Raw genomic sequence first — 24,845 nt, forward strand, 5'->3', positions numbered from 1 at the left:
CAGCAGTCTGACAAAATATTAATAGCCCATTGCAGCGCCTTCACCGCGAGGGTCAGCACCGCCAAATTTTACATTGGTTTGCGGGTCAATCAGGATTGCGCCGGACTGTCCCATCGCGTCGGTATAAGCTGCTTCCAGCTTTTCGACTGGATGCCCACGTTTAATGAGCTCGTCCAGGACTTCTTGAGGGATGCGGCTTTCCACCTTGAGATTGTTGGAAGCAGATCCCCAGTTGCGTCCATGCAGCCATCTTGGCGCTTCAATTGCGTCTTGCACGCTGAAACCAAAGTCGACAATACGTGTGACGAGAGCGGCTTGCGTTTGCGGCTGTCCTTCTCCCCCTTGTGTTCCGTAAAGGAGATAAGGCTTGTCCCCTTTGAAGAGCATCGCTGGGTTAATTGTGTGGAAGGTGCGTTTGCCTGGTTCCAAGTGATTGATGTGTTTGGAATCCAAAGAGAAATAACTTCCGCGGTTTTGCAAAAGGACACCCGTATCTTTCGCTACGATGCCGGAACCCCAGTCAAAATAGTGACTCTGAATGATGGACACGGCATTTCCATCTTTGTCGACGATCCCGAACCAGGTTGTATCGCCTTTTGGATCAAGCGGTTCTACGGATTTGGCTGCTTGCTTCATATCAATACGCGCAGCTAAATCTTTCCCGTGCTGCTTGGACAACAGCTCATCTACAGGGATATCCGCAAAGGCTGGGTCAGTCAGCCATTTGTCGCGGTCAGCAAAAGCCTGTTTGGTAGCTTCCACAATCGTGTGATAGTAATCGGGTGTTCCTTCACCCATGCTCTTGAGGTCAAAGTTATTCAAAACATTAAGAATGGAGAGTGATGCCATGCCTTGGGAGTTAGGCGGAACGTTGTATGCTTTGTATCCGCGGTAGTCTACCGTAATAGGATCTGCCCAAGTGGAGGTATGCTTTTCAAAATCTTTCAACGTGAGCAATCCGCCGTTGGCTTGCATGTCTGCTACGATTTTTTTAGCAACTTCTCCTTTATAAAAACCGTCAGCGCCTTTTTTTGCAATGATTCGCAAAGTATTGGCAAGGTCCTTTTGTTTGAGAATTTCGCCTGCTGCATAAGGATCGCCGTTGGGCTTCAGGAATGTTTTACGGAATCCATCAAAACGTTGAAGATTCTTCAAGTCATTGTCAGTTGGATCTGTCGCGTATTTTGTCCAATACACTTGGTTGGGGGAGACTGGATATCCGTTCTCAGCGTATCCAATGGCAGGCTCCAGCAGTCTGTTCCATTGAAGCTTGCTGTTGCCCATTTTTTTATGGGCGTAGTTGTACGCCTCCCACCAGCCGGAGACAACTCCAGGGACAGTGTTTGCCGATTCATAACCGCGGGACGGGATTTTTTCGTAGCCTTTGCCTTTGTAATAGTCGATGGTTGCCTTTTCGCCTGCACGACCACTGCCGTTCAGTGCCTTCAGCTCTTTTGTTTTGGCATTGTAGATGAGCCAGAAGTTATCTCCGCCAATGGTTGTGTAATGAGGGTAGACAACAGCTAAGGTGGAAGCGGCTGTAATAGCGGCATCTACTGCATTTCCACCGTCTTCCAATGTCTTCAGGGCCGCAGCCGTAGCCAGATAGTGAGGAGTCGTCACCATTGCGTTCGGTGACATCGATGTTGGACGGTTAGCAGCTTGTGCCCCAGAGAATGTTGATAGCCCGATGACAGCAGTCAGCGCGACGGTCGAGAGTTTCTTCAAGAATGACATTCCTATGAAACCTCCTTCATGATGAATAGATTAACGATTTCATTAAACCGGCTATCCGCTGTTGCCTCACCTCCTTTAAAAGTTAAAAATACACAAACATACAAAAATAGACAAAAATAGACATTGTACGCGCAAAAAAAGACCAATGATATAGGATCATTGGTCTCGTCCTACATCAATACTTCGGTAGCTGGCAAGCGTGTCCGCTGTTGCGGAGGTAGCCCCTGTAGCTTTGCGTCGCCGGATTTCCCCGGGTATGCCGTTTCGATATCAATGGGTGAAACATAAAATGACATGACACAAATAGTGATTCGATCGTTGTGGGAAAATGTTCCTAAAAGTCCGTTTGCCAATAATATAGACTATTTACCATTTGTGGTAAATAAGAAAAAATATTTTAATCCAGAAAAATAGTCAGGAATGCTATAGGAAAGGTTGTTTTTCGCATACATTCACACACCTCCTGGGGCAGAACTGCTTATGATGATAAAAAGGCACATTCGCCAAGGAGTGAAACAAAGACCATGATGCATCCCGATACAGAATTGCGCTATATCAACGATGAGATCGGGTACGGTGTGTTTGCGACAAGGTTTATCCCAAAAGGAACGATTGTATGGGCACAGGATGATTTGGATCAGGTATTGGACCCTGCATTTGTGGAAAGACTTGACTCATTACGAAAACAGGACGTACAAAAATATTCGTTTAAGAACCAGTTCGGAAAGTACATTCTTTGCTGGGATAAGGCAAGGTACGTGAACCACAGCTTTCATGCGAATTGTGTGCCGACCATGTATGATATAGAATTGGCAGCACGGGATATTTTACCGGGCGAAGAGCTGACCGATGATTACGGAACGTTAAATTTGGATGAACCTTTTGATTGTTTGCCCGAGTCTGACACGGAACGCTCCCGCGTAATGCCTGATGATTTGCTTCGGTATTACCCGCAGTGGGATCGGATTGCAGCGGAAGCATTCCAACGTTTCAATCATGTTGAACAGCCTTTGCAACATCTGATTTCCCCGAAGCATCTCGAAACGATTCGTGGAATCACAGAGCAGCGCTTAGCCATTGATTCTGTCGTTCACCTGTATTGCAGGTCACAATGGCAAACGAGGCAGCAATGGGAGACGTGAGCGGGTCGGTCAACGACCCGATTTTGTTGAACTCTGGGTAGAGAATCAGTATTATGGAATGTAAAGGTGAAGTGAAAGGTTGATTTCATTGGAAAACAAGGTAGCGGCATCCAATTTTATCCGCAATATCATGATTGATGACTTGCAAGAGGGCAAAGTAAAGGAAATCATTACCCGCTTTCCCCCAGAACCGAACGGGTATCTCCATATTGGACATGCAAAAGCGATCTGCCTCAACTTTGAGTTGGCTCGAGAATTCTCCGGCAAGGCCAACCTGCGTTTTGACGATACGAACCCGGTGAAGGAAGACATCGAATACGTAGAGGCCATCAAAAGGGACGTTCAATGGCTTGGCTTCGAATGGGACGGGTTGTTTTTTGCATCTGATTACTTTGAAGAGATGTACAACCGTGCGGTGCTGTTGATTAAAAAAGGTCTGGCTTACGTAGACGATCTTTCTCCAGAAGATATGCGGAAAATGCGCGGAACATGGACAGAGCCAGGCACAGATAGTCCGTTCCGCAGCCGGTCAGTGGAGGAAAACCTGGATCTGTTTGCACGTATGCGCCAAGGGGAATTCAAGGACGGAGAAAAGGTGCTGCGTGCGAAAATCGACATGGCTTCTCAAAACTTCAACATGCGTGATCCGGTTCTGTATCGGATCTCCCATGCAACGCATCACAACACAGGCGACAAATGGTGCATCTACCCGATGTACGACTTCGCTCATCCGTTGGAGGATGCCATTGAGGGCGTGACACATTCTCTGTGCTCACTGGAATTCGAAGATCATCGCCCGTTGTACGATTGGGTAGTCCGCGAGTGCGAAATGGAGAATGTGCCTCACCAGTACGAATTTGCTCGCTTGAACCTGACGAACACCGTTATGAGTAAACGCAAGCTGAAACAGCTTGTCGATGAGAATGTAGTAGACGGCTGGGATGACCCGCGCATGCCAACCATCGCAGGCTTCCGTCGTCGCGGCTATACACCGGAAGCAATTCGTACATTCGCCCGTGAAGTAGGGGTAGCGCGCGCGAACAGCACCGTTGACGAGAAAATGCTGGAGTACTTCATCCGCGAGGATTTGAAACTGAAGGCACCACGTACGATGGCTGTATTGAATCCATTGAAGGTCGTCATCACGAACTATCCGGAAGGACAAGTCGAGATGCTCGAAGCGGAGATCAATCCAGAGAACCCAGAGATGGGCAATCGTCAAATTCCGTTCTCCCGCGAAATCTACATTGAGCAGGACGATTTCATGGAAAACCCGCCGAGCAAGTATTTCCGCCTGTTCCCGGGAAATGAAGTGCGTCTGAAGCACGCGTACTTTATTAAATGCAATGACGTCGTGAAGGATGCAGACGGCAACGTGATCGAGATCCATTGCACCTATGACCCTGAGACGAAGAGCGGCAGTGGTTTTACTGGTCGCAAGGTAAAAGGGACGATCCACTGGGTGGATGCGACCAATGCGGTTCCTGCTGAATTCCGTTTGTACGAGCCATTGATTATGGATGATGAAGATGCAGAGGGTACATTCCTCGACAACGTTAACCCGAATTCATTGGAAGTGCTGCAAGGCTATGTGGAGCCAAATATGAAAGAAACCAAGCCACAAGACAAGTATCAATTTTTCCGTCATGGCTATTTCAATGTCGATCCGAAGCATACGACTGATGATAAGCTCGTATTCAACCGGATTGTATCGTTGAAGAGTTCCTTTGAACTGCCAAAAGCATAGGAAATACTCATATAAATCAAGCGCTGCTGTGCATGGAGATCCCGTGTGCAGCAACGCTTTTTTCTTTCGTGATTATAAATCGGCGTGTATAATTATTCTGTTACAAAAAGGGGGACAGGCAGTGAACGGGAGAGCAGAACTAACACGTAGTTTGAAGTTGCGGCATATTGTCGTAATTGGACTGGGCTACATGGCCCCGATGGCCGTTTTTGACACCTTTGGCATTGTTTCTGGAGAAACGGGGGGGCACGTTCCTGCTGCTTATGCAGTCACACTTCTTGCGATCCTGTTTACGGCGGCAAGCTACGGTAAGATGGTACGGTTATTCCCTTCAGCAGGGACTGCGTATACGTATACGCAGCAAACGATCCATCCCTACGCAGGATTTTTGGTAGGCTGGGCATCCTTGCTGGATTATTTGTTTTTACCGATGATTAACGCCTTGTTGACGGGGGTATACCTATCATCCGTGTTTCCTGATGTGTCGACAGCGTGGTGGATTATTGGCTTCATTGTTTTGGTGACGGGGCTAAACGTATTTCGCGTAACCGTAACTGCATCCGTCAACTCGATTTTGGTGCTGTTTCAGGTCGTGGTCGTCTTGTTGTTTGCAGGATTGGCAATCCGTGGTCTTATGCATGGTGACGGTCTTGGGCAAGTATTCAATCTGCGACCATTTGTGTCACCGGATATGTCTGTCATTGCACTGCTTTCCGGTGCGTCGATTCTTTGCTTTTCCTTCCTGGGCTTTGATGCAGTAACCACACTCACAGAGGAAACCGTCGATGCGGAAAAGACGATTCCTCGCGGGATTATGCTCGTGGCACTCGCAGGAGGAGCGCTATTTATTACGGCATCTTATTTCATGCAATCATTATTTCCTGATGTTTCGGTATTGTCTGATCCAGAAGCGGCTTCTGCGGAGATTGCTCTGTTTATCGGTGGGACGATCTTTCAATTGGTGTTTTTGGCGGCGGCGTTGTCCTCTACACTCGCTTCCGGGCTTGTATCCGTCACGAGTGTCACGCGTTTGTTGTACGCAATGGGACGAGATGGATTTTTGCCGAAACGCTGGTTCGGTTATGTACATCCGAAGCTGAGAACGCCTTTGTTTAACGTCTTGCTGGTCGGAGCACTGATGCTGTTCGCTCTGTATTTGGATTTATTAACGGCAACTTCCTTTATTAACTTCGGTGCACTGATCGCCTTTAGCTTTGTGAACATCAGCGTAATGGCGTACTATTTCCGCAAACAAAAGAACAAGCCTATCAAAGATTGGTGGGGCTTCGTGCTGTCTCCACTCATCGGGACAACGTTCATCGCCTTTTTGTGGGTCAACCTGGAAGCAACGTCCATGATGCTCGGCTTGCTCTGGACCTTTGTCGGCCTGATCTATTTGTTGTATTTGGTGAAGGTCAAGAAAACCAACTTGGAAATGGTGAGGTTTGAGGAGTAGAGGGGAGTAGCTGTAGTGGGGAAGAAGTGCATTTCCAGTCTTCGCTTCGGCCTACGCCCTGCGAGGGGGATTGACTGTCCACTTCGGAATAAATGGCGGGAGCGCTTCAAACGTAGAAATTTCGAAGAAGGAATTCATAAGTGAAGCTGAAAACCCCCGCCATTCATTCCTACGCTAAGCTGGGCTTCAGAGGCGCTTGGACTGGAAATGCACTTCTTCTCACGTGGCTTTGGTAATCATTTTTGAAAGTGGATTCAGGAGAGAGAACAATGATTCTCTCTCTTTTTTATTCATCCAGATTCGCCCCAATCAAGCAGGGGTAAAACAAGCAGCTCGCAGAGGAAACAGGAGAAATAAGCGAAGATCTTAGGGACACCGACCGAGACGGAATGCAAAAAGCGAAACATGCCCTTAAGCGTCCACCTCTGAAGCACATCCTGATTGGACCACTTTGGACGCGGTTTCGCTTTTTGCATGGAGTCGTGCAGTCAATCCCCCAGGGGGTGGCCCTAGAAGCTGAGCGTTTTCTTCTGTTTCCTCCCCACCACTACAGCCAGAACAAAGGGGTTCTTCTAGACGATCAGGTAAAGAGAGAGTAAACTGGCTACAGGAATATTCCAAACATTAGCGCTTGACACAAGGAGGGTTTATTCTGATGTTTTCGACTCTATTCCGGCGGAAATGGACGACAGTAGATTACGTTCTGATTGTCGTCACTGCCGCGCTCTACGCTGTTGCCATTATTATGCTTGCCAATATCAAGCTCATTCCTTCCGTTCCGATCCGTCCAGCCAATGCCCTTCAGCCCGTATTTGGCATGTTATTCGGCCTGCCGGGATGCATTGGCCTTGCCTTTGGAAATATGGTCAGTGATTTGTTAACCGGAAGCGCCCCGCCTCATGCGATCGCGGTCGGTTTCTTTTCTAATTTTATGGGAGGCTTTATCGGGTTGCTCGCTGTGAGTCACCCTGCACTGAAAACAAAGCGGAGCATCCTTCAATACATCGTGTTTGTTGTCATTATCAGCTCGATTGTGGTAGCGTGCGCGATTTTGATTAACGTGGCACTGGGTCTGACACCAAAAGAAGTGGCGGTCTGGTACATCCCAACCGTGTTCTTGAACCAAGCCATTTCAACGGCGATTCTGGGGCCAATCCTCTTGAAGCTGTTGTACCCATTTGTGAAACGCTCTGGACTATACCGAGGCCGTCCCTTGCAGGAATTCAACTATCTTGGAAATGAAAGCAGGATCGCAAGGTGAAAACAGAACCATTGCTGCGAGTAAACGGAGTCTATTGGCACTATGAAGAGGGAGCAATGCCTGCGTTAGCGGACATTCATCTGGCGCTCTATCCAGGGGAAGTGGTTGGCATCGTCGGGCCTGCTGCCGCAGGGAAAACGACGCTGCTATTGACGATGTCGGGTCTGATTCCGTCTAACTACGGCGGACACTTCGTGGGGAGTGTCGAGTCCAAAAGCGAGCAAGGCATCGTCTTTCAAGACCCGGAAACCCAGTTCATCGGGCTGACCGTCGAAGAGGAGCTTGCTTTCTCGCTTGAGAATGCCGGTTGGTCGGACGAGCGAATGGAAAAAAGAATGGAAGAAGTACTCGATCTGATCGGCTTGCACGGCTTTGCTAATCGTTCGCCTCTTGAGCTGTCGGGGGGAGAAAAGCAGCGGGTCGCAATTGCATCCGCTCTTTCCCACAGTCCGCAGGTGCTCATTTTGGATGAGCCTACTTCCGAGCTGGACCCGGTGGGAGCGCGGGAGGTCTTCTCGCTCCTTTCACGGCTGAAGCAGGAAAAAGAAATGACGATTGTGGTATCGTCCCATGCAACGGAAGAGCTCGCGGCCTTTTGCGACCGAATGATTCTGATTGCCGGGGGGAAAATCGTATTGGACCAGCCGACTCGCCAATTTTTTGCCCAAGTGGACATGTTGGACGAGCATGGTATATTGGTCCCGGACGTCATCCGACTCTACCACCAGCTATGTCAGGGAGGCGTCATGTCGGCCTCCTCTGCTGGTGTGCCTCTGACTGTTGAGGAGCTGGCACTCCACTACAAGGAAGGAAAGCTCGTTCGGGAGGGAAGCCTGTGACTACCGTCATTGAATTCGATGAGGTCTGGTATGGCTATGAAAAAGAAAAGCCGGTGCTGCATGGCGTTTCGCTCCAACTAAAACAGGGAGAATTCGTCGCGATCATCGGGGGAAATGGTTCCGGTAAAACGACGTTGGCCAAGCATTGTAACGGTTTATACAAACCGACACAGGGTACCGTCAAAGTGAATGGTCTTGATACCAAGACGATGAATGTTGCCCAACTATCAAGAGTCGTGGCGTATTGCTATCAAAATCCTGATCATCAAATCTTTCATTCGACCATCAAGGCGGAGGTAGCATTTGGGCCCAAAAACATGGGCTGGCCGTCTGAAAAGATTGAGCAAGCTGTCGCGGAGGCGTTGGCAGCAGTGGGGTTATCCGACAAAGGCGAAGAAGAGCCTCATTTTTCGAGCAAAGGCACGCGGCAAAAAATTGCGGTGGCTTCGATCTTGGCGATGAAGCCGCAAGTGATCGTACTGGACGAGCCTACGACCGGTCTCGATTACCGAGGGATGCAGGAAATGATGGAGTTGGTACGGCATTTACACGCGGAAGGCCATACCATTATCGTCATCACGCATGATATGCGTCTGGTAGCGGAGTACGCCCAGCGAGTGATCGTTATGCATAAAGGAAAGCTGCTATGCGACGGGGACCCACAGCACGTATTTTCGCAGCCGCAAGTATTAGCTGCTGCCCAAGTAGAAGCGCCTGCTATGTATCGTTTCGGGAAAGCGGTGGGTGTCCTTGACCCGATTCCACTCACGCTGACAGCGATGAAAAAACAGCTGCTGGGAGAGGGGAACTAAGATGAAGAATGCCCATCCGAGCTACGCGCTGCTTGTATTTATGCTGCTGGGCTTGCTCCCTTTTTTATTCCAGGACCCGCGCGCGCTTATCATTCTGTTGGCGATAAACATGGCACTGATTGCCAAGCTGGGCTGGGAGCGCTCCATGATCAAGGCGTATGTACTGGTTGGTGGAATCGGTTCGTGCTTTGCAGTGATTACGTGGCTGCCGTTTACCAATGTAGGCACTCCGTACTGGAGCAGCACCATTCCGTTGATCCACTATCCCGTGCAAATTACGGATGTCGGTGTCTTATGGGCATTGGGAATGGGACTACGATTGGCAAATGTAGCACTATTGTCCATGTATTATGTGTTTACGACAACGCCCAGAGAAATCGCAATGGGACTTCGCGGGATTGGCGTGCCATTTCCGATCAGCTATTTGCTCTCGCTCATTTTTCGCTTTATCCCCCTCGTCAAAAATGATTTGGCGATCATTCGGGAAGCGCAGATGGTACGAGGGATGTCGACGAGTGAAGGAAGTGTTCCAGAACGCATTAGGAAGTACAGCTATTTGCTCGTACCGCTCATCTTCAATTCTCTCAAGCGTGTGCAATTGATCGCCAATGCATTGGATGCCAAAGGCTTTCGCATGCGTAACAGTCAGCATCGTTTTTACCGCAGTAAACGGTGGAGAAAAACGGAAGTAATCACATTAGTGGTCGGTTTATGCATCGTCGCGGCACTATTTTACATCACCAGGTTGCATCCCGATCATATTGGCGTACTAATTCCAGGGCGTATTTAGTAAGGAGGCAGGCAAAATGAACGAAGAATTGTTCTCGCAAGTCAATCGTTTGCAGGTAGAAGGGGGCACGCTGGAGTACGGCGTAACAGGAAAGCCAGATGCACCTGCCCTGCTGCTTTTGCATGGCATTCGCAACACCAAGCTACTCTTTGCGCCCATCTTGCCAGCATTGGCAGAGCGATATCGGGTGATTGCGGTAGATATCCGTGGTCACGGGAATTCTGTGAGCCATGGTTCCTTTTCATTTGAGCGGATCGTCACGGATTTGATTCAACTTTTGGAGAAAGAACAGCTCGAACAAGTCACGATTGTCGCAGCATCCTTTTCTGCTGTGCCTGCCCAGATGCTTGCGATTCGCGAGCCCAAGCGCGTAGCTTCGCTCGTTTTGCTGGATGGAGGCTATTATTCCTTGGGTGAAGTGCCCGGATTCAATAGGGAGAAGGTTGTCGACCGGCTGACTACCACGCGGTTTTCTTCGGTAGAGGAAGCAGAAAGGCAGTTCGCAGAGCGGTATGGTACGAAAATGATGCCAAAGGGCTGGATGCGAGACGAGCTTTTGAAAAGGGAAGACGGCAGCTACGGTTACCGTTTGCCGAGGGAAGCGTTCTCTGCTTACTTCCAGGAGTACAGCGTCCACAGCCAGCCGGAATTGTTCCAACTGCTGACATGCCCTGTGCTTTTACTACTGGCTGACGACAGCCTAATGTCAAAAGAAGAGCAGCAGTTTCATCGTCAGGCAGTCGTCCATTATCAACGGATTGTGAAGCAGGCCAAGGTGAAAATGATACCGAAAGCACAACACTTGCTGATGGTGACGCATCCGCAAGAGACCGTGAACGAAATCCATGATTTTTTATCGAAATAAGGAAGGGACAAGCGAGTGTGCTTGTCCCTTTTTCTTTGTTTACCGCTTCGCTTCACGAATGAGCACGTTCAACTGTTCTGCCATGGCTTGCTGATTCTTTTGATCTCTTATGTGCTTTTTCACCGTTTCTAGCGCTTTGATGCCTTTTTTTGAGCTCACGAACTTCACGGGTGTATCCGTTCCATAGATTCGCTCGATTTGGGTGCGAGCTTGTGCAAATGTGTTCCGATGATCGCTCGTACCCAATGTCCCTGAGGTTCCGCTCCCTGATTTTGTCCGGGCATCATCGTGCCCGCGACTGGAGCTTCCAGAGTAATTGCTGATGAGATGGGACTGCATCGGGTCCATTTGATTGATTGATTGTGCATTGGCAGTAGAAGGTGCCAAATAGATCGCATCATTTACAATCAATGCCTGGACGCCGTGAACGCCCGCTGCTTTCAGTTGGGCTTCCAGCTTAGTAGAAGGACCACCCGTGTGCAGGTGTGAGCTGCCCATGGAGCTGTAGAGAGCATTGCCCATACCGCTATACGTATGACCGTGTGCGTTTGTCGTGAGTTTCTTATCGCGATCCACGCTTGGAATAACCGTAGCACCTTTTGGAGCTTCCGCAACGGACTGTGTCCGTGCTGGCGTGTGTGGCTGTGGCTTCGTAGGCGGAGCGGCTTGATTCATACAAGCTGTCAGTAAAAGTACAGTTCCTAATCCTGCGGTTCCAACCCATTTGTGGAAGTGCTTCATCACAATCCCTCCAAGTCTTCCTACCTATGTAAAGTTATCTTTTGTTCGCTGCCTGAAGTTATGAGTGGAGCTTGTTGGAAAAATTTCCGCTACCACGATTATCTTGGGTAAAAAATGCACAAACCAAAGGAAGGAAATCACTGGAGGTGGTAGACTTGGCAGATTCAAACAACGTGAAGGAGCAGCCAGTATCCCGAAGGAACTTCTTGAAAAACTCTGGCTTGGTGCTTGGTAGCTTGGTCGTGGGTGGCGTGGCAGGGAGCTTGCTCCGCAAACCGGAACCCCCGGCGCAGCCAGCAGCACCGCCCCCCGCGGCCGATTACAATCAGGCGCTCATGTTTTTTACGCCTGAACAATTCAAGGTGGCGGATGCTGCTTGTGAGCGCATTTTTCCTGAGGATGAGCTGGGGCCGGGCGCGAAGGCACTCGGTGCAGCTTATTTCATTGACCACCAGCTAGCGGGTGATTGGGGCTTTAATGCTCGAGAATACATGCAAGCTCCCTTTTATCCAGGTGAGATTACACAGGGCTATCAAGGCAGGTTGAAACGAAGGGAAATATTCGATATCGGCCTTCAAGAGATGAACAACTACAGTAACAGTACCCACGGAAAACGGTTTTATGAGCTCCCGCCGGAACAGCAAGACGCTGTTTTAAAGGCTTTTGAAACCGATGAAGTAAAATTGACGACCATTTCGGCGAGCACTTTTTTCAACATGCTGCGGGCCAGTACGATCGAAGGCGTTTATGCAGACCCTCTATACGGAGGCAATAAAAATATGGACGGCTGGAAAATGAAGAATTTCCCAGGTAATCAGATGGCGTATACACAGGTGATTGACAAGCCTGAGTTTGTGAAGATGGCTCCCTTAAGCTTGCGGGATCATCAACATTAAGGGAGGACAGTACATATGGCCAAAAAGTTGCCTAAGGTTGACGTCGTGATCGTAGGGGTGGGCTGGGGAGGAGGCATTATCGCTTCTGAGCTAACCAAGCAAGGTCTGACCGTAGTGGGACTAGAGCGAGGCAAGGAGCGCAAAACGGAAGACTACTTCATGGTACACGACGAATTGCGTTACGCTCTTCGCTACGAGTTGATGCAAGATTTGTCCAAGGAAACGATTACGTTCCGCAGTAGAATGAACGTTCGTGCGCTTCCCATGCGGTCCTACGGTTCCTTTTTGCTCGGGACAGGACTCGGGGGATCTGGTGTCCACTGGAACGGACAGACCTTCCGCTTCCTGCCGTATGATTTCGAGATCCGCTCCAAGACGATTGAACGGTATGGGGCAAAGAAAATTCCAGAGGGAATGACGATCCAGGATTGGGGCATTACCTACGATCAACTGGAGCCGTACTTCGATAAGTTTGAAAAGATGGCGGGAATCGCTGGCGAGGAGAATCCGTTGGGGGGGAAACGCTCCAGTCCTTATCCGATACCTCCGATGCGTACTACACCGAGCATGAAAATGTTTGCGGATGCCGCGAAAAAGAAAAACCTGCATCCATACATCCTTCCATCGGCAAATCTCTCGCAAGCCTATACGAATCCAGACGGGGTGGCACGGGCAGCTTGTCAGTACTGCGGCTTCTGTGAAAGGTTTGGTTGTGAGTACGGAGCAAAAGCCGATCCCGTAGTGACTGTGATCCCGGTCGCCAAGAAGACAGGAAAGTTTGAGATTCGCACGCATTCCCATGTCCGCAGAATTTTACATACAGGGAACAAGGCGACAGGCGTCTTGTATACAGATGTCACGACAGGGGAGGAATTCGAACAGCCCGCCGATATAGTGGTGATGACCAGCTATGTATTCAATAACACGCGAATTTTGCTCATGTCCAAGCTGGGAAAACCATATGATCCAGCAACGGGAAAAGGCGTGATCGGTAAAAACTACGCCTATCAGGTCATAAGAGGAGGCGCGGTGGGCTTCTTCGACGACAAGGAGTTTAACAATTATGCAGGCGCGGGATCGTTGGGAATGTGTCTGGATGACTACAACGGTGATAACTTCGATCACTCCGATTTGAAATTTATCCATGGCGCGAATATCTCTGTCACACAAACCGGCTTCCGACCAATCGGCACGAATAAGGTACCGCCGGGAACGCCTAGCTGGGGCAAGGATTTCAAGGCTGCCTCGATCAAATACGCGAATCGGTTCATATCCGTAGGCGCCCAAGGAGCTTCGATGCCATTTCAACAGCACTTCCTTGATCTGGACCCGACGTACAAGGATGCATTTGGTGATCCGTTAATCCGCATAACGTATGATTTCGTCGACCAGGACAGAGAGCTGGCGGCTTTTTGTGCAGATAAGTGCGCGGAAATTGTCAAAGAAATGGGTGCGAGCGATAAGCTCGAAATCAACCGTAAGCTCGGGCCCTACGATATCACACCATACCAATCGACGCATAATACAGGCGGCGTCATCATGGGCGCATCACCTGACACTTCGGCAGTCAACAACTATTTGCAGATGTGGGATGCAGAAAACGTATTTGTCGTCGGAGCTTCTGCCTTTGCACACAATAGCGGCTACAATCCGACTGGAACGATGGGTGCTCTCTCCTATCGAGCGGCAGAGGGTATTTTGAAGTACAGGAAAAGCGCGGGTGGCATGCTCGTATAAGCTGTTTTTCTAGTCATGCAAAACGTAATTGCAACTATGAGAAAAGTCGTTGGGGCAACTAACGGCTTTTTTGCGTGCATTTGAAAAAGTTCATTTGCATGATTGCGAATGTCTACAAGCACCAAAAGCGAAAAGTACTGGTATAATGCGGTTTCTCATGTTGGCATGCTCCTTGCTATACCCTTTGGTAACAGCACAAACCAAAGGGAGAGACAATCAATGACGACAAACAAGTGGAAGATGGACACCTCCATTATTCATACCGCACAAACGCCTTGCCAAAAAACAGGAGCCGTCGTATCCGCAGTGGTGCCTGCCGTGGCCTACGCGTTTCCAGATGCAGACTCCGCCGCAGCGTGCGTGGCTGGCGAGCGGGAAGGAACGTACTACGGAAGATATGGCAACCCTACCATTACCACTTTGGAACAAAAGATCGCCGCATTGGAAAATGGCGAAGCTGCCTTGGGTGTAAGCAGTGGGATGGCAGCCATTTCGGGGGCTTTGCTCGCCTTTTTGAAGCAGGGTGATCATGTGGTGTGTACGCGAGATGTGTACGGGGGGAGCTACAAGTTTCTTACGACCATGGCCCCGCGTTATGGCATTGCGACGGACTTCGTCGATTGCACCGATTTGCACGCAGTCGAGAGTGCCTTTTTGCCAAACACAAAAGTCTTGTACATCGAAACACCCTCGAACCCGTGCCTGACTGTGTTAGATATCTCGGCGCTGTCGCGATTGGCGCACGCACATGGCATTGTGGTAATCGTCGACAACACCTTCTTAACGCCGTATTTGCAGCGACCGCTTGAGCTGGGGGCGGATGTCGTCGTCCATAGCGCCACCAAATATTTAAACGGACATGGCGATGTCATCGCGGGCTTCATCGTCGGGAAGCAGGAGCATATCCAATTCATGCGCAAAAATGTCATGGGTGACTTGGGACAAAATTTGAATGCTTGGGATGCTTTTTTAATCCTGCGTGGGCTAAAGACACTCGGCTTGCGCGTCAGACAGCATAGACAAAACGCACAGGCAGTGGCGGAGTTTTTGGCACAGCACCCTGCGATCTCGCACGTCTACTACCCTGGTCTGCCTTCGCATCCACAGCATGAGCTGGCTAAACGGCAAATGGCTGGAATGGGCGGGATCGTTTCCTTTGAAGTAAAGGGCGGCTACGAGGCAGCCAAATCTTTCATTAACGCTCTGCGCTTGGCTATGATATCGTTTAGTTTAGGAGATCCCGAGACACTGGTACAGCATCCTGCCTCGATGACCCATTCCTCGATCCCTGCCTCTGAGCGGATCAAGTTCAACATCACGGACGGTCTGATTCGCTTATCGACTGGCTTGGAGGATGTGGAGGATATCATCGCAGATTTGGAGCAGGCACTGGCTAGTCTGCCAATGGCGGCAGCGACCAGGGGATAAAGGAACGTGAAACTGGAGGATTTGGCATGACAGAGTTTTCCCGGATCGAGGAATTCATTCAATCGTACGCCGACAATATTTCCAAGGTACTGGGACTCGATGTCACCATCCTGGATGAACAAGGGATACGTGTAAGCGGAACCGGCTACTATCAGGAGTTGATTGGATTGCCTGCGCCGGAGGGATCGTTTTTCCGAATGATCCTGCAAACCGGACAGCCGGGAATGATTTTTGACATGAAAAAAAACGAGTCGGAGTGTGGCAATTGCAAGTTTTTGCAGCAATGCCAGGAGCTGGCGACGATTGGATTTCCTGTGCACAAACGGGAGAAGACGGTAGGAGTCATCGGAATTATCGGCTTTTCCCTTGAACAAAAGGAAAAAATGCTGCACCACTCGGAAAAATGGATGCCGTTTTTGCAGCATACGAGTTCCTTGATAGAGCACAAGCTGCTAGAGCTGGATGCGGAGCGGGAGAAGAGCTGCAATATTCAGGAGGAAATGCCGCAGGCCTCGGTTCATCCGGTGTATTTCGCCCAGTTGATTGGGGCGGAAACAGGCTTGCGCGATGTGATTGCCAAAGCGAAAAAAGTGACGAACAGCATATCCACTGTTTTGATCCGGGGAGAGAGCGGAACGGGCAAGGAGCTGTTGGCCAAAGCCATTCACTGCGAGAGTGTGCGCAGCAGACAGCCGTTTGTGGCAGTCAATTGCGCAGCGATTCCCGAGACTCTGCTAGAAAGCGAATTGTTCGGGTACGAGGGCGGCGCATTCACAGGCTCCAGACGCGAAGGCAAGCCGGGGAAATTTGAATTGGCCCACAAGGGAACGATTTTTCTGGATGAAGTCGGCGATATTCCGTTGTCCCTCCAACCCAAGCTGCTGCGCGTCCTTCAGGAGAAAACAGTAGATCGGGTAGGCGGCGTGAAGACGTTAGGGGTGGATGTACGTGTCATTGCGGCTACACACAGAGATTTGGAGAGCATGGTCAGGGAAGGGACGTTTCGCGAGGATTTGTATTATCGACTCAATGTCATCCCGCTGCGGTTAAAGCCGTTGCGTGAACGTACGGAGGATATCGCGCTTTACTTGCAGCACTTCCTGTATCGGTACGGGACGTTGCTGCAAAAAGGCAGACTGGAGCTCGAAGCCCAGCTCGTCCAACGACTACAAGCATACGAATGGCCGGGGAATATACGTCAGCTGGAAAATGCCGTCGAGTATATGGTCAACATGGCGGAGGGGCAAGTCATCGGCAACGAGGAGCTTCCTGAGTATTTGCTGTTCGAGGATGGGCCGCCGACAGCAGGCAGCGATTTGGGACTGGAAAAGCTGGTGGCAGAATACGAACGCTCCATTCTCCAGCGCTATTTGAATGCAGGCAAGTATGGACAGGACAAAGCCGCGATTGCCAATGAGCTGCAAATCAGCTTGTCGACCTTGTATCGGAAGATGGAGAAGTACGGATTGGAAAAAGGGTAGAGGAAATAAAAAAACCAGCCAGAATTGATCGCGGAGTTTTCCGAGGTCTGGGCTGGTTTGCTTGTATTTACGAAGGCTGCGGTTCTTTTTTCGCTTTCAGCTCGTAATGGCCGGTTTTGCCGCTAATGTACCACTCAGGAGTTTCTTCTTCACGTGCTTGGCGGTGACCTGCCAGATGAACATCACTCAGCTCCCACTGCTTCCACGCCTCTTTTGATTCCCAACGGATCATGACGACCACTTCTTCTTCGCCTTTGCGTGGCTTCTGTACCAGCACGCTCAAATCTACAAAGCCAGGAGCCTTCTCAACAGCACCAGGCTCGCTAAAGCCTTGTACGATTTTGTCTGAATGACCTTCCTGGACGACGTAAGTTTTTATTTCCATCATCATGAAGTGCGACACTCCTTATATCCCATTTCCCTACTTTCCCATATTATTGAGAAATATTATCATTGTCAACCAGATATTAGGAAATGGCAGGACGAACAGGCCATGGTTTTCCAAATTGTGATAATGTTGTGTTCGATTTGTATTTTGACCTCTTTATTTATTAGGGTGTAGTAACATAAAGTAATAAAATTGTAGGGGGGCTTTAAATGCCTGATCTCTTGCTTGTGATATTCTTGATAAACTTATCTTTATTTCTTTTGCACGAAATGGATTCGATAAGACGTTCTGAGTGGAGATTGTTTATCGTGCTTAAGGATATGGAAGATTCTAAAGCTTATCAAGTATTCACATTTATCCACCTTCCACTTTACACAATCATACTCTGTTTACTTTTTAGTAAATATCAGACAGTAACTTTTTGGGTCCTAGATTTATTTTTAATCATACATACAATTCTGCACCTATTTTTTGAAAAGCACCCCCGTAATGGATTTAAAAATACATTTTCAAGAACAATTATTTATCCAATGGGAATCCTTGCGGCTATTCATTTAGCATTACTATTTAATAACTGAGTACCAATAATATCAAAGACAAAGATGTTTGATTCGATAGCAATATGAAAACTCATGTGTCCTTTTTGGGAGCAGTAAAAATATCAATACCACGCTCAAGCAGGATTTCTACCGCCTCGCGAACAGGGAGAAGTGGCAGTTGCATTTCATCGGCTACGGCAGCTTCTATATCAGAGATAGTGTGGAGGGGTGTTATCTGGTCTGTGCCATCTGAATAACCGATGTGGAGAGTGTTGTTTTTGAGGACCACGAAGCGATCTTGCTCCAGCTGAAAACGATGGATGTGAAGTCGATTCAAAAAGAAGGCGTCTGGTAAAAAAGAGGAGCGGATGACTTCGGACAAGTCGGACAGTTCTTTTCGTTCATTCGGATGAAAATCCCACGGAGGAATTGCCACTTTTCCGTTTTCATACCGCGTAAAGCGATAGTGTTCAGGATGATCGGGACTTTTGGTCAAATCCATCGAGACAGTGCCAAAACTTCTGGCGTGGTTCCCGCTTTCCAGAAAATGAATCGGCTCAAAGATAGGAGCAGTAGCGCCTGTATCTACATAGACAGGTGTTTCTCCCGTATTGGGACCATCGATCAGGATGGCAGCATGCCCTCCGCCTGGCAAGACCAGATTACCAGAAAATCCAAGTGCACGAAGCAGTGCGAGAAAACTGTGATTATTTGTCATGCACGTGCCGCCGAAGTGATGACTGATTGCGTTTTGTACATATTCTTCCGGGGAAGGTATATCATTTTTTCGGTCACGAAAGAAGAGCAGCTTGCTTACATTTTCATAAGGGAAGGTTTGCAGATGCGCACGACAGAGCTGACTGAGATAAGAGAGGCTAGGGGACTTGCGGTCTAGCTGTAATCGTTGTAGGTATACACTCGCCCAGTTCGGTAAGTCAGACATAAACAAGTTCACTCCTTTCATAAAATAATTAATAAATAAAAATGTTTGTTAAGTGTCGGTAAGGAGATCGTATCACAAGGGACAAGTGGTATTCAACCTAAATTTTCCCAGAAAACAAAAAGGCACCGGAAGGATATCCTCCGGTGCTAGCGGGTCCCTAGTCCGCTGTCTTTTTCGTACGAATAAATAAGTGCAGAAGAAATTATAACAACGACTTAATTTCCCCGGTATTCGGGTTCACCACGAACCAGCCATACGTACTGGTGTAGCTGTCGCCAGATTGGAAGTTGTTAACGACCGTTTGGTAGACTTGGATGACATAGTGACCTTTTTCGTCGTCATGAGCGTACTCGACTACATGTGTCGGCGAGAGTTTGCCAGCGAATTTCTTTTTCACCAGCTCGATCGCTTCCATTTTGGAGTACATTTTTGCTGATGGAATTTTACCGATGAAAATCGATTTGGTTCTCGCGTCGTAAATGACCGGTTTGTTCAGGTTCTCAGCTACGAAACGGATTGGAACATAGACGGAGTTTTTGTACATGATGCCTTGTACGTCGCTGTTTGGTGATTTTGGCAACCCGTCAAAGTAGTAGGTGAACGGTGTTTTCATTCCTTCTTCCGCGTCTGGAAAAGCGGGTGCTGCAATGGCAATTCCGGAAAAGAGCACCGAACCTACAACAATGCCCCCCAAAAATGACTTGATGTCCCATTTCATGATGTGAAACCCTCTCCCTTTCTCTTTTCTCTAAATCTTCCCAGCCATCATTATGTCAAAGATCATAGGAGAAAAGCTATCAAACGAGGGTACTAGGAAACAAAGACTAGGAATCATGGGAAAACTAGGACTAAATCAGAATAGTCCTAGTTCTCGAATCAGTGGTTCAGTGATTGGAAAGTTTGTGGTAAGGTAGAAAAAAACAGCGGACAAGGTGAGGAACATGGCTACCATATTGCAAAATGACTGGGCCCCCGTGTTGGCCGATGAATTCGAGAAGCCCTATTATGTAAAGCTTCGTCAAACGTTGAAGGAAGAGTATCAGACGCAGACAATCTACCCGGATATGTATCATATATTCACAGCGCTGCACCTGACTGAATATCAGAATGCAAAGGTTGTGATTTTGGGGCAGGACCCGTATCACGGACCCGGACAAGCACATGGATTGAGCTTTTCGGTCAGGCCGGGAATCAAGCCGCCGCCGTCTCTGGTCAACATTTACAAAGAGTTGAAAAGCGATGTCGGTTTTGAAATTCCCCAGCATGGTTACCTGAACCATTGGGCGAAGCAAGGCGTCATGATGCTGAACACCGTTCTGACAGTTCGTCAGGGCACCCCGAATTCGCACAAGGACATTGGGTGGGAGACGTTTACGGATCGAATTATCCATTTGTTGAACGACCGGGAGACTCCACTTGTTTTCATCCTGTGGGGTAAGCATGCGCAGGAGAAGGCGGCATTTATTGATCGAAACAAGCATTTCGTCATCGCCTCCCCGCATCCGAGCCCGTTTTCGGCGAATCGCGGCTTTTTTGGCAGTCGTCCTTTTTCGCGGACTAATGAGTTTTTGCGTTCGCGCGGGCTTCAAGAGATTGATTGGCAGTTGCCAATGCATGTAGAGGAAGAGTAGCTTGCATTTGTGAAGGTAAAAGGAAAAGGATCTCCATTGTTTTTCAGCATGCAAGGGAGATCCTTTCTTTATTGATGTGATTAGTCTTTGCTTTTGACAACGAGCAGCATGCCCGTTTGAATCGTGATCGTTCCAGTCTGTTCCGTTAGCAGATTGCTGATACCAAGAGTGTCACCAATCCGCAGGGTTGCGTCCTCCAATGGATAGAGGAATCCGGTTAAGGTAATCCCTGTGACTTCCGGTGTAAAAGGCAGCAGGGAGATATGATCAAAATGATTCTGCTCTATCGTACTCTGGCGGTCAATCAGACGGATTTCATTGGTCTCATCGAGGATGCGGCAGTTGGTGCCCGTCTGTAACGCTTTGTTCAGCAACTGTACGTTTGCCAGCATATGGTCAAAACGAGAGCCGAGCACACCGAGCAACACAATTTCCTCGGGCTGTTGCTCGATTGCCCAAGTAAGGGCCATCTCTGTATCGGTTAAATCTTTCATAACAGGATCGCAAGAGGAGACGTGCATACTGTGGCGTTCAATTTCCGCCATTTCCTCGGAGCTGACAGAATCAAAGTCACCGATCGACAATTTTGGCACAAGACCGTTGCGAACGAGGAACAAGGCACCTCTGTCAACACCGACGAGCCAATCATTTTCTCGTATCTCTTGGATCGCCCAGTTGCCCAGATTGCCTCCTGCGAATAGTAGGATGCGTGTAGGATTCATGCTACGGCCACCTTTTTCTATTGGAAATATCCTCTATGTAGGAATCGAAGAGCGAAATGTGCTCTGACAAGCGAGACGATAGCCTGTAGCGAGTTTTTCTCCCAACTTTGCTTTTTCCTGTCCAGTCGGGGTGTCGAGTAATGATGCACCAGCTACGATTTGTACACTGCACTTGCCGCAATGCCCTTGTTGGCATTTGTAAGCGATGGGTTGATCTTGCGTGAGCGCAGCTTGTAATAATGTCTCGGAGGGAGTGTACCGGATTGGCATCGTTTGTGAGCGTTGCTTCACCTGTATGAGCTTTTGCTCTGATTGTGGGCGAGCCGGATCTGTTTTTTTCAACGACGTATGCGTATGCACGGGAACGGGAGCTGGACTCGACATCTGTACGTCAGATCGTCCAGGAATGAGCGAGCCGACCGTAAGCTGTTTGCGCATAGGAACCTCCCGAGTAAGTGATTTTTTTCATATTACCATGTCAGGCGTGTAGGTGACAAAGCTGGAGAAAGTGTTCGAAGATAATTGAATTTTTAGATTTTATCGATTAAAATAATTTTATCAAAAACCAGGAAGGTGATACCATGATTACCATCAAGCGGATGAGCGACTGTACCTTTGCAGAAGTGACCAAAGCGTGGAACAGAGGCTTTGAAGGCTATTTTATCGAGTTTACGATGACAGAAGAAATGCTTGTCCAGCGACTGGGGGGCGAGGGCTACGTGCTGTCCCTGTCTGTGGTTGCTTTTGACGGCACAGAGCCGATTGGCTTAGTGGCCAGCGGGATGAGGACCGTTGCAGGGAAAAAAGTCGCGTGGAATGGTGGAACGGGTGTCGCCACGGAATATCGTCGCCAAGGAGTAGGGAAGCAGCTGATCGAGGCGACATTGGATCTGTACAGGGAAGCTGGGGTGGAAGTAGCTACCTTGGAGGCGTTGAGCCAAAATACCAAAGCGATTGCTTTGTATGAGCAAAAAGGCTATGACGTCGTGGATCGTCTGTTGTTTTTGCAGCAGAGTGGATCGCTGGCAGAGAATGCCTTTCAGACAAATGAACAGGCTGATTATCGGGTTCGGCGCATTTTGGCCCAGGAAGCCGCGACGCTGCCGTTTTACGTGACCGATGTCCCTTGGCAAAACTACTGGGTGAACTTGCGAGACGCGCAGGCCGTGCTCGTAGAAGACAGAGAGGGTCAGGCGGTCGGCTATGCGATGTACAAGTGTGCGGTAAACGAAGAAGGCAAAGTGAGTGGGATCGTGCTGCGTCAATGTGTAGCACAGCCAGAGCATCCTGATGCACCAGACATTTTGAAAACCGCACTCGTGCATGTGTATGGGCCGCTTGCACACGATTGCCGCCGGTCTACGTTTAATTTGCGTGCGGCTGATACCTTGCTTGTCGAAATACTGCAAGCGACGGGATTCAGTCCTTCCGAGACAGAGCAGGTGTTTATGATCAAGCAGATGGAACCTGCACAGACCCCTGTTGTTTAAGGGAGTAAAGAAGTCTGTCAATGCTGGCAGTTCGTGCAGGCAAATACTTTGCGGGAGGAGAGCTCGCTCTTTTCAATAGGCTGTCCACAGCGCGGGCAAGGCTCTCCACCGCGATCGTACACCTGACAGCGCTCATCGAAGCCCCCTGTCAGGGAATCGCCTTGAAAAAGCGGCTGCATGTAACCGCCGAATCGAATTGCTTCTTTAAGCACGGTTTGCATGGAATGATACAGTCGTTTTTGTTCCTCGAGAGAAAGTGTCGGGATCGTCCTGGTAGGCAGGATGGCGGCATGAAAGCAGATTTCGTCCGCATAGCAGTTGCCGATGCCCGCAAGCCAATGCTGATTGACTAATGCTGTTTTGAGGACACTGCGTTTATCAGCGAGCAGCTCCGTAAATCGGGTAAAGGTAAACAGCATGTCCAATGGCTCTGGCCCAAGAGGAGCCAGCCTTTCGTCGATCTGAACGTTGGTGAGTAAATGCAGATAACCTAAACGGAGGCCGTGAAAATATAAGATGCGTTCTCCAAAAGCAAGAGTCACTTGGGCGGTTCTCTTTAGCTTGTCATCCGCAGAACCCAGGTAAAGAAAGCCGCCGAGCATCAGATGAAGCAGCAAAACATGTCCACTTTCCAGATGGAAAAGAAGATGCTTGCCACGCCGGTCGACAAGTGTCAGACGATTGCTTTGCAAAAGACGAGCAAATTCCGCAGGCGGCAGATTAATCGTTTTTTCCCGCTGAACGTGTGTGGCTGTTATCGTTCCTCCACCGATTTTCTCCTGTAGCAGTCGGCGATAGGTCTCCATCTCAGGTAATTCTGGCACGCTGACTCCCTCCCGTTACACAAAGTTTTTCGTAGGATTTCCCATATGGATGATCCACATGCCGTACCCGTCACTGTTTTTTGGTGATGGGTCTTTTGAATTTAGACAAGTTTACCAACGCTATTAGGAAATGGGGTAATATAATATGTAAGGTAAGTAGGATGAGGGCATGACCCGAAGGATTATTGGATGGACAGGAGATTACATATGCAAAAAGTAGAATTGATCGCTACGGCGACTTTTGGTTTGGAATCAGTAGTAGCAGAAGAAGTGAAGGCGCTCGGATACGGTCCGGTACAGGTGGAAAACGGCAAGGTAACGTTCACCGCAGATATTTCTGCGATTCCCCGCACAAATTTGTGGTTACGAACTGCCGACCGCGTGCGTCTAAAGATAGGGGAGTTCAAAGCAACTACGTTTGACGAGCTGTTTGAAAAGACAAAAGCACTGCCGTGGGCCGATTGGATCACAGAGGATGGGACGTTTCCTGTGGAAGGAAAATCGGTCAAATCTACCTTGTTCAGTGTGCCGGATTGCCAAGCCATCGTGAAAAAAGCAGTCGTAGAAAGTCTGAAAAAGACCTACAAGCGCGAGTGGTTCGATGAGCAAGGACCGCTGTACAAGATCGAGGTGGCACTTCTCAAGGATGTGGCGACGCTGACGATTGATACGTCAGGTCCGGGCCTGCACAAGCGCGGCTACCGGGAATTGATCGGACAAGCACCATTGAAGGAAACCATGGCTGCGGCGATGATTATGTTGTCTCGCTGGAAGCCTGATCGGGTATTCATGGACCCATTCTGTGGATCGGGTACAATTCCGATTGAGGCGGCGTTGATTGGACAAAACATCGCTCCGGGAATGAACCGGGAATTCGTTTCCGAGACATGGCCTATCATTCCGAAAACAGCTTGGCGTGAAGCTCGCGCAGAAACGCATGATTTGGCGCGCTATGATCAAAAGCTGGAGATTATCGGGACAGATATGGATGACGAAATCCTGAAAATTGCCCGCCGCAACGCGACGGAGGCTGGTGTAGATGACCTGATTCATTTTCAGCGCATGGATGTACGGGATGTGCGAACCAAGCGCAAGTACGGCTACTTGATTTGCAACCCACCTTATGGGGAGCGCTTGGGAGAATGGAAGCAGGTTGCCAAGATGTATGGCGAAATGGGGAAAACCTTTGCTGCCATGGATACGTGGTCTTTCTACATTATTACTTCCGACGAACAGTTCGAGGAGCATTTTGGTCGTACAGCAAGCAAAAAGCGCAAGCTCTACAACGGAAATATCAAGGTAGATTACTATCAGTTTTTCGGACCTAGACCGCCGCGCGGACCAATGGTTACCCCGACCGAATAAACAGAAAGAAG

Annotated in this window: 24 protein-coding genes and 1 riboswitch; of the genes, 16 read left to right on the forward strand and 8 right to left on the reverse strand. The window is 49.0% G+C overall.

The genetic code is table 11. The annotated features are described in order from the left end of the window. Window positions 1–18: 18 nt before the first annotated feature. Window positions 19–1,737 carry a gamma-glutamyltransferase gene (gene ggt / locus KB186_RS14810; protein WP_173610387.1) on the reverse strand — a complete coding sequence of 573 codons (1,719 nt, stop codon included), beginning with the start codon at window positions 1,735–1,737 and terminating at the stop codon, window positions 19–21. Window positions 1,738–1,919: 182 nt separating this feature from the next. Further along, window positions 1,920–2,008: riboswitch (cyclic di-GMP riboswitch) on the reverse strand. Between the two features lie 253 nt (window positions 2,009–2,261). Between ggt and KB186_RS14815 the strand changes: the two genes are divergently transcribed. From KB186_RS14815 to KB186_RS14850, 8 genes are all read left to right on the forward strand, one after another. Continuing rightward, a complete protein-coding gene (locus tag KB186_RS14815) occupies window positions 2,262–2,879 on the forward strand; it encodes an SET domain-containing protein (protein ID WP_232773891.1) in 618 nt (205 codons plus the stop codon). A 79-nt stretch (window positions 2,880–2,958) separates the two neighbouring features. Further along, window positions 2,959–4,626 carry a glutamine--tRNA ligase/YqeY domain fusion protein gene (locus tag KB186_RS14820; RefSeq protein ID WP_232773892.1) on the forward strand — a complete coding sequence of 556 codons (1,668 nt, stop codon included), beginning with the start codon at window positions 2,959–2,961 and terminating at the stop codon, window positions 4,624–4,626. 121 nt (window positions 4,627–4,747) lie between these two features. Further along, window positions 4,748–6,082, forward strand: a complete 1,335-nt coding sequence (locus KB186_RS14825) for an APC family permease (RefSeq protein ID WP_173610389.1) — start codon at window positions 4,748–4,750, stop codon at window positions 6,080–6,082. 655 nt (window positions 6,083–6,737) lie between these two features. After that, a complete protein-coding gene (locus KB186_RS14830; RefSeq protein ID WP_173610390.1) occupies window positions 6,738–7,343 on the forward strand; it encodes a QueT transporter family protein in 606 nt (201 codons plus the stop codon). Continuing rightward, on the forward strand, window positions 7,340–8,182 hold the full coding sequence (locus tag KB186_RS14835) for an energy-coupling factor ABC transporter ATP-binding protein (protein ID WP_173610391.1): 843 nt from the start codon (window positions 7,340–7,342) through the stop codon (window positions 8,180–8,182). Before KB186_RS14830 ends, KB186_RS14835 begins: the two co-directional genes overlap by 4 nt. Next, complete coding sequence (locus KB186_RS14840) at window positions 8,179–8,994, forward strand: energy-coupling factor ABC transporter ATP-binding protein (protein WP_232773893.1); 816 nt, start codon at window positions 8,179–8,181, stop codon at window positions 8,992–8,994. Before KB186_RS14835 ends, KB186_RS14840 begins: the two co-directional genes overlap by 4 nt. 1 nt (window position 8,995) lies before the next feature. Further along, window positions 8,996–9,784, forward strand: a complete 789-nt coding sequence (locus KB186_RS14845) for an energy-coupling factor transporter transmembrane component T (RefSeq protein ID WP_232773894.1) — start codon at window positions 8,996–8,998, stop codon at window positions 9,782–9,784. Between the two features lie 16 nt (window positions 9,785–9,800). Further along, window positions 9,801–10,649, forward strand: a complete 849-nt coding sequence (locus KB186_RS14850; protein WP_221867324.1) for an alpha/beta fold hydrolase — start codon at window positions 9,801–9,803, stop codon at window positions 10,647–10,649. 39 nt (window positions 10,650–10,688) lie between these two features. On the opposite strand, the gene KB186_RS14855 is transcribed toward KB186_RS14850, so the two are convergent. Beyond that, on the reverse strand, window positions 10,689–11,390 hold the full coding sequence (locus KB186_RS14855; protein WP_232773895.1) for a hypothetical protein: 702 nt from the start codon (window positions 11,388–11,390) through the stop codon (window positions 10,689–10,691). Window positions 11,391–11,545: 155 nt separating this feature from the next. Between KB186_RS14855 and KB186_RS14860 the strand changes: the two genes are divergently transcribed. From KB186_RS14860 to KB186_RS14875, 4 genes are all read left to right on the forward strand, one after another. Continuing rightward, on the forward strand, window positions 11,546–12,286 hold the full coding sequence (locus KB186_RS14860) for a gluconate 2-dehydrogenase subunit 3 family protein (RefSeq protein ID WP_217367147.1): 741 nt from the start codon (window positions 11,546–11,548) through the stop codon (window positions 12,284–12,286). Window positions 12,287–12,301: 15 nt separating this feature from the next. Further along, a complete protein-coding gene (locus tag KB186_RS14865) occupies window positions 12,302–14,023 on the forward strand; it encodes a GMC family oxidoreductase (protein WP_173610397.1) in 1,722 nt (573 codons plus the stop codon). A gap of 219 nt (window positions 14,024–14,242) precedes the next feature. Continuing rightward, a complete protein-coding gene (locus KB186_RS14870) occupies window positions 14,243–15,451 on the forward strand; it encodes a trans-sulfuration enzyme family protein (protein WP_232773896.1) in 1,209 nt (402 codons plus the stop codon). A gap of 26 nt (window positions 15,452–15,477) precedes the next feature. Next, entirely contained in the window at window positions 15,478–16,932 is a 1,455-nt protein-coding gene (locus KB186_RS14875; RefSeq protein WP_232773897.1) for a sigma-54 interaction domain-containing protein, read from the forward strand. 67 nt (window positions 16,933–16,999) lie between these two features. Here the strand turns inward: KB186_RS14875 and KB186_RS14880 are convergent, their stop codons facing one another. Further along, window positions 17,000–17,323: an antibiotic biosynthesis monooxygenase family protein gene (locus KB186_RS14880; RefSeq protein WP_173610400.1), complete on the reverse strand. Its 324-nt coding sequence runs from the start codon at window positions 17,321–17,323 to the stop codon at window positions 17,000–17,002. A 206-nt stretch (window positions 17,324–17,529) separates the two neighbouring features. On the opposite strand from KB186_RS14880, the gene KB186_RS28455 reads away from it, so the two are divergent. Then, window positions 17,530–17,898 (forward strand): DUF6713 family protein, encoded by a 369-nt coding sequence (locus KB186_RS28455; protein WP_312027523.1) that lies wholly within the window; start codon window positions 17,530–17,532, stop codon window positions 17,896–17,898. Between the two features lie 52 nt (window positions 17,899–17,950). On the opposite strand, the gene KB186_RS14885 is transcribed toward KB186_RS28455, so the two are convergent. Together KB186_RS14885 and KB186_RS14890 are read right to left on the reverse strand one after the other, a co-directional pair. Next, window positions 17,951–18,802 (reverse strand): arylamine N-acetyltransferase, encoded by an 852-nt coding sequence (locus tag KB186_RS14885; protein WP_221867326.1) that lies wholly within the window; start codon window positions 18,800–18,802, stop codon window positions 17,951–17,953. 202 nt (window positions 18,803–19,004) lie between these two features. After that, window positions 19,005–19,520 carry a stalk domain-containing protein gene (locus KB186_RS14890; RefSeq protein ID WP_015893706.1) on the reverse strand — a complete coding sequence of 172 codons (516 nt, stop codon included), beginning with the start codon at window positions 19,518–19,520 and terminating at the stop codon, window positions 19,005–19,007. A gap of 223 nt (window positions 19,521–19,743) precedes the next feature. On the opposite strand from KB186_RS14890, the gene KB186_RS14895 reads away from it, so the two are divergent. Beyond that, window positions 19,744–20,433 carry a uracil-DNA glycosylase gene (locus KB186_RS14895; protein WP_173610403.1) on the forward strand — a complete coding sequence of 230 codons (690 nt, stop codon included), beginning with the start codon at window positions 19,744–19,746 and terminating at the stop codon, window positions 20,431–20,433. Between the two features lie 80 nt (window positions 20,434–20,513). Here KB186_RS14895 and KB186_RS14900 read toward each other — a convergent pair whose 3' ends face one another. Next, a complete protein-coding gene (locus KB186_RS14900; RefSeq protein ID WP_173610404.1) occupies window positions 20,514–21,155 on the reverse strand; it encodes a thiamine diphosphokinase in 642 nt (213 codons plus the stop codon). Between the two features lie 33 nt (window positions 21,156–21,188). Then, on the reverse strand, window positions 21,189–21,593 hold the full coding sequence (locus tag KB186_RS14905) for a 2Fe-2S iron-sulfur cluster-binding protein (RefSeq protein ID WP_232773898.1): 405 nt from the start codon (window positions 21,591–21,593) through the stop codon (window positions 21,189–21,191). 143 nt (window positions 21,594–21,736) lie between these two features. Here KB186_RS14905 and KB186_RS14910 point away from each other — a divergent pair, with 143 nt between their 5' ends. Further along, on the forward strand, window positions 21,737–22,645 hold the full coding sequence (locus KB186_RS14910) for a GNAT family N-acetyltransferase (protein WP_173610406.1): 909 nt from the start codon (window positions 21,737–21,739) through the stop codon (window positions 22,643–22,645). Between the two features lie 17 nt (window positions 22,646–22,662). Here KB186_RS14910 and KB186_RS14915 read toward each other — a convergent pair whose 3' ends face one another. Continuing rightward, the gene (locus tag KB186_RS14915) at window positions 22,663–23,469 is read right to left on the reverse strand and encodes an Fpg/Nei family DNA glycosylase (RefSeq protein ID WP_173610407.1); all 807 of its coding nucleotides are present in this window, start codon (window positions 23,467–23,469) and stop codon (window positions 22,663–22,665) included. 207 nt (window positions 23,470–23,676) lie between these two features. On the opposite strand from KB186_RS14915, the gene KB186_RS14920 reads away from it, so the two are divergent. Continuing rightward, window positions 23,677–24,834: a THUMP domain-containing class I SAM-dependent RNA methyltransferase gene (locus KB186_RS14920; protein ID WP_173610408.1), complete on the forward strand. Its 1,158-nt coding sequence runs from the start codon at window positions 23,677–23,679 to the stop codon at window positions 24,832–24,834. Window positions 24,835–24,845: the final 11 nt, after the last annotated feature.

The sequence above is a fragment of the Brevibacillus sp. AF8 genome (assembly GCF_021270385.1).
GTDB lineage: Bacteria > Bacillota > Bacilli > Brevibacillales > Brevibacillaceae > Brevibacillus.